11 protein-coding genes and 1 riboswitch are annotated in these 7,537 nt (G+C 48.9%); all 11 genes read left to right on the top strand.

All coding sequences use genetic code 11. The annotated features are described in order from the left end of the window. Positions 1-273: 273 nt before the first annotated feature. On the top strand, positions 274-396 hold the full coding sequence (locus tag ON064_RS15845) for a cytochrome C oxidase subunit II (protein ID WP_121299205.1): 123 nt from the start codon (positions 274-276) through the stop codon (positions 394-396). Between the two features lie 17 nt (positions 397-413). Further along, positions 414-881, top strand: a complete 468-nt coding sequence (locus tag ON064_RS15840) for a cytochrome c oxidase subunit II (protein ID WP_274625526.1) — start codon at positions 414-416, stop codon at positions 879-881. 1 nt (position 882) lies between these two features. After that, positions 883-2,535, top strand: coding sequence for a b(o/a)3-type cytochrome-c oxidase subunit 1 (locus ON064_RS15835; protein WP_274625525.1), 1,653 nt, complete (start codon positions 883-885; stop codon positions 2,533-2,535). Between the two features lie 205 nt (positions 2,536-2,740). Next, a complete protein-coding gene (locus ON064_RS15830) occupies positions 2,741-3,031 on the top strand; it encodes a hypothetical protein (protein ID WP_274625524.1) in 291 nt (96 codons plus the stop codon). Beyond that, entirely contained in the window at positions 3,021-3,287 is a 267-nt protein-coding gene (locus tag ON064_RS15825) for a methyltransferase family protein (RefSeq protein WP_274625523.1), read from the top strand. The genes ON064_RS15830 and ON064_RS15825 overlap by 11 nt, the downstream gene beginning before the upstream one ends. 151 nt (positions 3,288-3,438) lie before the next feature. Continuing rightward, entirely contained in the window at positions 3,439-3,858 is a 420-nt protein-coding gene (locus ON064_RS15820) for an organic hydroperoxide resistance protein (RefSeq protein WP_058382397.1), read from the top strand. Between the two features lie 20 nt (positions 3,859-3,878). Then, on the top strand, positions 3,879-4,316 hold the full coding sequence (locus tag ON064_RS15815; protein WP_211655579.1) for a transcriptional regulator, SarA/Rot family: 438 nt from the start codon (positions 3,879-3,881) through the stop codon (positions 4,314-4,316). A 28-nt stretch (positions 4,317-4,344) separates the two neighbouring features. After that, entirely contained in the window at positions 4,345-4,821 is a 477-nt protein-coding gene (locus ON064_RS15810) for a glutathione peroxidase (protein WP_274625522.1), read from the top strand. A 72-nt stretch (positions 4,822-4,893) separates the two neighbouring features. Next, positions 4,894-5,082 (top strand): DUF3934 domain-containing protein, encoded by a 189-nt coding sequence (locus tag ON064_RS15805; protein WP_058382400.1) that lies wholly within the window; start codon positions 4,894-4,896, stop codon positions 5,080-5,082. Positions 5,083-5,857: 775 nt separating this feature from the next. Further along, a riboswitch (cobalamin riboswitch) is annotated at positions 5,858-6,036 on the top strand. A gap of 136 nt (positions 6,037-6,172) precedes the next feature. Further along, positions 6,173-6,661 (top strand): acyl-CoA thioesterase, encoded by a 489-nt coding sequence (locus ON064_RS15800; protein WP_058382401.1) that lies wholly within the window; start codon positions 6,173-6,175, stop codon positions 6,659-6,661. A gap of 1 nt (position 6,662) precedes the next feature. Continuing rightward, positions 6,663-7,537 (top strand): ribonucleotide reductase N-terminal alpha domain-containing protein (locus ON064_RS15795; protein ID WP_274625521.1); only part of this gene is annotated, 875 nt, incomplete at its 3' end.

The raw sequence follows: 7,537 nt of genomic DNA, 5'->3' as shown, positions 1-7,537 counted from the left end.
TCCTGGCTTATTGCCAAAGGCCAACCCAAAGCACGGCGGCGAATACCAACATGAAACTCCAATAGAACAGCGGAACAACGCCACACGCTATCTCCATCTTTCATTCCAACAAATAGCAACTACCCAAAAGCCTGCCCATCTGCAGGCTTTTTTTTTTGGCGAAAATATGGACAGCTAAAAATAAAAACGGCTAGGTGTGATTTATGTCACAGCTAAACCGAAACTTAGGTCCTATGCTAAAGGAAACAGCAAACAAGTGATGAGGTGGAAGTAATGGATAAGAAGCAATCGGACCATGATATGAATTTGAGGGGAACACTAGTCAGTGTGTTCTTCGTCGGCATCGTCATCGTTGCCATGTGGGTTGCCGTGTATTTGATGTATGTAGCGAGATAAAAAAGGAGAGATTTATCATGCATTTCCATAAATATGAGAAGATTTGGCTCAGTTTCGGCATCGTCTCGCTCATTGTCTTTTTGAGCGTCGTCGGGGTCAGTGCGTTTTCACAAAACCATACACCATCTGGAGGGATGGACACCATCGACCCGGAGAAAGTGAACGAAACAGCGCCATTCGATAACCCAGGGGTCACGCAATTGGACGAGGATACTTACCAAGTGGCGATTGTCGCACTGGCTTTTGGCTACAACGCACCTGACTTGCGGGTGCCGGTCGGCAAAGAAATCATTTTCAAAGTCACCAGCACAGACGTGGTACATAGCTTTACGATCGATGATACGAAAGTCAACATGATGGTCGTTCCCGGACGGATTACGACCAAATCCTACACATTTGAAGAACCGGGCAAGTATTTGATTCTATGCAACGAATACTGTGGAACCGGGCACCATATGATGTCTACGGAAATTGAGGTGTACTGACATGATTGCCCAACCAGAACGTAAAATCGCTTTATGGCACTTAGGTGTCGCTTATACCGCATTTTTGATCGGCACGCTCATGGGGGTGTTGCAGGTATTTATCCGAAACGACGCACTTCAGCTCCCGGCTTGGCTTGATTATTACCAAATCCTTACTGCGCACGGCGTCTTGCTTGCACTTATTTATACGACCTTTTTCATTTTCGCCTTCTTTATCACCGGCATGAGCAAAAGCCTTGGCAGCTTCGGCCCGAAAGTCCGCTTGTTTTCGTGGATCGGCCTGTGGGTGACACTGCTCGGAACGGTCATGGCTACAGTCATGATTGTGGCCGGTGAAGCTTCAGTGCTTTATACATTCTATGCTCCGCTGAAAGCGAACGGCTTTTACTATGTCGGCCTGGCTTTGGTCATTGTCGGCACATGGATCTCGAGTTTTGCGTTGGTCGGCCATTACATGGTCTGGCGCCGCAACAATAAAGGGCAATTGAGTCCTTTGTTTGCCTTCATGACGATCACGACCATCGTGTTATGGATCATCGCCTGTCTCGGCGTTGTTGCGACTGTGTTGTTCCAATACATTCCGTGGGCGTTCGGTTGGACGGATACGATCAATGTGGAATTAAGCCGTTCACTATTCTGGTATTTCGGCCATCCGCTTGTGTATTTCTGGCTGCTCCCGGCGTACATCGCTTGGTACACGATCGTGCCGAAACTGCTCGGCGTGAAAGTATTCAGTGATTCCTTGGCGCGCCTCGCGTTCGTCTTGTTCATCTTGTTCTCGATTCCGGTCGGGTTCCATCATCAATTGACCGAGCCGGGCATCTCGAACTTCTGGAAGTTCCTGCAGGTCGTCTTGACGTTCATGGTCATCGTGCCATCGCTCATGACAGCCTTCTCGATGTTTGCGACCTTTGAAATTTCAGGGCGCAAAAAAGGCGGCACCGGCCTCTTTGGCTGGTTCAAGAAACTGCCGTGGCGAGATGTCCGTTTCACTTCGATTTTCATCGCCATGGCGTTCTTCATTCCTGGTGGCGCTGGCGGAATCATCAATGCCAGCTTCCAATTGAATGAAGTCGTCCACAATACGTTATGGATTGTCGGGCATTTCCATATTACCGTCGGAACGCCTGTCGCGATGACGTTTATGGGCTTGACCTTCTGGCTCATCCCGTACTTAACGGGTCGCCGTTTCACGAAGCGCATGCAGCGCCTCGGCTTTGTCCAGATCATCACTTGGTCGATCGGCATGCTGCTCATGTCGACTGCACAGCATGTATTAGGCTTGATGGGGGCTCCGCGCCGCACGGCTTACAGCGGCTATAACGACCATCCGTCGGCGATGGAATGGTTTGACGGCATCATCTCAAACCATGTGACGATGGCGATCGGCGGTACGATTTTGTTTCTGTCTGCCATGATCTTGATGTATATCGTCATCATGACGATGTTCGTTTCGCCAAAAGCGGAAACGCCTGAACAGATGGTGGAATTCCCGCTGGCGGAAAGCGATATGTCGAATACGCCGAAATGGCTGGAGAACTGGTGGATTTGGATTGGCATTGCCGCCGCGTTGATCATCATTGCATACGCGATTCCACTGACCCACATGATCCAACATGCACCACCTGGCTCGAAAGGATTTATTACATGGTAGGAGTTGAGGACAATGTTCACGATGGTAATCGCATTAATGGCCATTTTTATCGTTTTCACCGCGATGCTCGTTGAGTTGTCGGTGACGGACGAAGACTAATGAAGAGCTGTTCCGGTAAGGTGCCGGGACAGCTTTTTCTATTCGCAACCAGTTGGAAATTGTATTTGAGCGGCATCTTCTATAGTATTTTAAGGAGAAGAAAGAGGTGGATGTGATGGGGTGGATGGACTGGGTTTTCACCGCTGTGAGCGTTATTTGGCTGGTCGAATTCATCGTTTTTAAAAATCGCGAGACCGGGCAAGGCGATCCGGTCGAAAAAAGGACATTCTTCGGAATCCTATTGTCGCTGATTGCCACCATCGTGGTTGGTTTTTGGCTCCAAGAGCTGGCAGAAACTGAACTGGCATCGGTGCTCAGGCCGATTGGGCTCGTGCTTCTTATTGTCGGCGTTAATTATTCATTTAAAATCACAATTTACACGCCACGTGACGGTTAGGGAAGGCGATAAGATCGTCAGCAGCGGCCCCTACCGCAAGCTGCGCCACCCGCTTTATACCGGCTTGTTCTTGATTGGCATTGGCATGGCACTATTCTTTACGAGCCTAATCGCGGCGATTGCCGGCGGCTTGTTGCTCGCGTTTTCACTCAATAAACGCATGCAGCACGAAGAAGCCTTGCTCATCGAAAAGTTCGGCCCCGAGTATAAGGAATGGATGAAGCACCGCGCCCGCTTGATTCCTTATATTTATTAAGCTTCAGGCTATCGTGAATAAAAAAATGGAAATCCCGGATCTTGCATCTGGGATTTTTCTTGTGGAAAAAACCAAAGTGTTTCATTTTACATCGTGTACGATTTAAATTAATATAGATCGTGTAAGATATAATTTTTGGAGGGATATAAAAATGAAACCAATTTTTGAAACGACAATGATCAACAGCGGTGGACGCGAAGGCACGGTTTATTCACCGGATAATATTTTCAATCTCGATGTGGCAAAACCAGTCGCGCTTGGCGGCCAGCCGAATACAGCGACGAACCCTGAGCAATTGTTTGCGGCAGGCTATAGCTCTTGCTTCAACAGTGCATTGGACTTCGTGTTGGAACGTGATAAAGTGAAAGTAACGAACAGCGAAGTCACAGCGACAGTTTCCTTGCTGGGCGATAAAACGGACGGCGGCGTGAAACTTGCAGTGCGCCTTGAAGTGGATATCGACGGACTGGAAGATGGCAAGAAACAGGAATATGTCGACAAAGCCCACGCGTATTGCCCATATTCCAAAGCGATCAAAGATTCAGTGGACGTGGAGATTGTCGTTCGATAAGCAGAAAAACAGGTGATGACATGGACAAACCAACCAAACTGGAACAGCAACTATGCTTTGAAGTGTATAAAGCGTCGAGCAATTTCTCGAAACTTTATGCGAAGACCTTAGAACCGTTCGGCCTGACCTTTACGCAGTATTTGGTCTTGCTCGTGTTGTGGGAAGAAGACGGCTTGACAATGAAAGAAATCGGGGGGCAACTCGGCCTCGGCACCGGCACGCTCAACCCGATCATCAACCGGATGATTCAAAATGGCCGCATCGTGAAAGAACAATCGGCTGAAGACCGCCGAGCTTTCCGGATTTCTTTGACGGAGCAATCGCGTGCGGATGAAAAGCCGATTGAGCAGGCCATTCACGACAAGATCACCAGCTGCAATTATCTCGATGTCAATGCCATCGAACTGATGAACAACCTGAAAGCCTTAAATGCATTTTTCGGCGAGATGGATCTGTGAAAATTCATGGAAACAGGAGTGATGAATGATGGGAATCTACGATATTAAGGTCACCGATGCCAGCGGGGAAGAGTACAAGCTCGAACGCTACAAAGGCCAACCGATGGTCATCGTCAACACGGCGACCAAATGCGGCCTGCGCGGCCAGTTTGACGGCCTCGAAAAGATTTACCAGCGCTACAAAGATGAAGGCCTAGTCGTACTTGGCTTTCCGTCCGATCAGTTCGGCCAGGAAGTTGGGAAAGCGGCCGATGCCGAATCGTCGTGCCGCATGACTTACGGCGTCACGTTCCCGATGCACGACATCATCAAAGTGAACGGAAAAGATGCGCATCCTTTATTCGATCATTTGACGTCGAACACCAAAGGCTTCCTGTCGAGCGGCATCAAATGGAATTTTACGAAATTCCTTGTCGACTCGAACGGCAAAGTCGTGGCGAGGTTCGCGCCGAAAGATACGCCTGATTCGATGCACAAAGATATCCAGAAAGTGCTCGAGGCCTAAACACGAACTGTTCACGAAAGCGGCGGGATGTGGTAAGCTGAACGTCACGATGAGTGAACGGGAGTGAAAGAAATGGGCAAAGCGAAAGCAAAATCAAAAAGCGGCGTAGGCCAAGGAACCGGCAAAAAAGGCTGGAACCGTTGGGAAAAAGGCAAGAACAAAGCTAAAAGTTTTAAGCCGTACACAAGCAAAGACAATAAAGAAGCCACGAACCAAAAAGGGAAACAGCCAGAAGCTGAATCTGAATGGGTCGATGGATAATCAGAGCCGCGCAGGCAATTGCGCGGCCTTTTTATTTCCCGGGAAATAGAAATGGTGGTGGAAAGCGGCGGGGATCTTGCTATGGGCTGTGCTAAAGCGAGGTATTGAAAACCAACGTGAAGCACAAACGGGCAACACTATCTATTTTACCGATGCACGCCTTAGGAAGCGATTTCCCCACTAGCCGGCAACTAACTAAAGAAGCAGAACTGATTAAACACACACAGAACAATGAAATCTCCAAGCCGCCAACCCAAAGCCCGGCCACGGCTACCAACAAGATGAACAAGCCAATCACCGAAACCGTTCTACAAGAAAGCTCACGCTGTCTTCACTGAACCCTGTCCCGGGAAGCGATTCCCCCACTAGCCGGCAACTATCTAAAGAAGCAGATTTAATTAAACATACACGAATCTATGAAATGTTTTAGCCAGCCAGCGACAAGGGTGAGCCGACGCAATAAGACAAGCGCCCTTCTTGGCTTATTGCTAAAGGCCAACCCAAAGCAGGCTGGCGACTACAAAGATGATGCATAACTAGAACACCGGAACGATTCCACAAGCAAGTTATCGCTGTCTTCACCGAAACAGAAAATTTGAAAACCTCGTATCAAAAAATAACTAAAAATTGAAAGGTTTGTACGAAAAATATAACAGCGACTAGACCCTTTTTCACTTTCTACAGGAAGTACGAGAAAATCCTTGCGGCGAAATTCGAACTGGTCTATAGTGAAACTACAAGATTTGGTGATGATGTAAAAATTCAACACCATATATAGTGATACCGCAACAAAGGTGCCCACTACGGGCTGAATAGGGAATCCGGTGAAATCCCGGAGCTGTTCCCGCAACTGTAAGCGCAGACGAACCATGAAATCCCACTGTCCAATGGACGGGAAGGGCATGGGGAGAGTGACGCGCGAGCCAGGAGACCTGCCTTTGTTGTCGTTTTGCACTTCTCCGGGAATTGGGAAGGATGACAAAGGTTTGGTTTGTGCGGCACAAGTGCGCCCACCTAATTAACTTGCGTTTATGCCCCCATTCTCTCCGGAGAGTGGGGGCTTTTTTGTTTTTATAAGGAGGAATTCGTTATGCACAGAGAACAACTTCCGGCTGGCGTATCCAGGACCATCCAGTCCCGGCTCGTCTTGCCGCCGGATACGAACCATATGGGCACGATTTTCGGGGGCACCGTCCTCGCGTATATTGATGAAATCGCCGCCATCTCGGCAATGAAACATAGCCGGCGCGCAGTCGTAACCGCATCGATCGACAACGTCAATTTCCTGTCCTCGGCAAAAGTCGGCGATATCTTGATCTTGGAAGGCGTCGTCATTTCGACAGGACGTACTTCGATGGAAGTATACGTCAAAGCGGAATGCCAGCACATCGAAAGCGGCACGCGCAGCTTAACAACCACTTCGATCTTGACGATGGTCGCAGTGGACGCAGAAGGCCGTCCGACGCCGGTCGCGAGCGTAGTGCCGGAAACGGAAAATGAAAAACGATTATTTGAGAACGCACAGGAACGAAAAGAACGCCGAATGATAGCAAACGAATACGCAAAGGAGCTGTGTTGAGATGACTTTAGGAGCAGTAGAACGCGATAGAAAAATTCAAGATGCACTAGACCGGGTATCGATGGACGAACCGCATTGGACATTTGAGGCGGCAGGATTATATTTGGAGAAATTATACGAGCAAGCGGCACAAACGCGCGGTTACAGCGCAGCGAAAAAATACGATGATTTCTACGGATTGATTTACGGGCTGAGCCGCCTTGGTATTTACTCAAAAGACTTACTCGAAACTTATTCTGAGAACGAAATTCGCTTACTGGGAAAAGAAATTGCGCCAGAGCGTGATGAATTGTTCAATTACATAGGATTATTCTTGCTGGCGGACCGTTACTTGGCAAAAGACTATGACGGACGTGTGTGGGAATTGCCGCAGGAGCGTTTTCTCATCATCGCGATGACTTTGATGCAAAAAGAACCGAAAGTGCGTCGCCTCGAACTCGTCAAGGAAGCATATTGGGCGATGAGCAATTTGTATATGACAGTGGCGACGCCGACTTTATCGAATGCTGGGAAGAGCTTCGGCCAAATGTCTTCGTGCTTTATCGACACGGTGGCGGATTCGCTGGACGGCATCTACCAGAACAACTGGGATGTCGCGCGTCTGAGCAAAGACGGAGGCGGCCTCGGAGTTTATTACGGAAAAGTGCGGGCACTCGGCTCGGATATCCGCAAATTCAAAGGCAATTCATCCGGCGTTATCCCATGGATTCGCCTGCTCAACGACACAGCCGTCAGCGTCGACCAGCTTGGCCAGCGCCAAGGCGCAGTGGCGGTCTATTTGGATGTGTTCCATAAAGACATCATGAATGGCTTCCTGGATTTGAAAACAAATAATGGCGATGAGCGCCGCAAAGCACACGATATTTTTACCGGCGT

Source organism: Planococcus sp. A6, from assembly GCF_028823615.1.
In the GTDB taxonomy this organism is placed as follows: domain Bacteria; phylum Bacillota; class Bacilli; order Bacillales_A; family Planococcaceae; genus Planococcus.
Note: the sequence above shows the minus strand (reverse complement) of the source record. Positions and strands in the feature narration are given on the sequence as shown.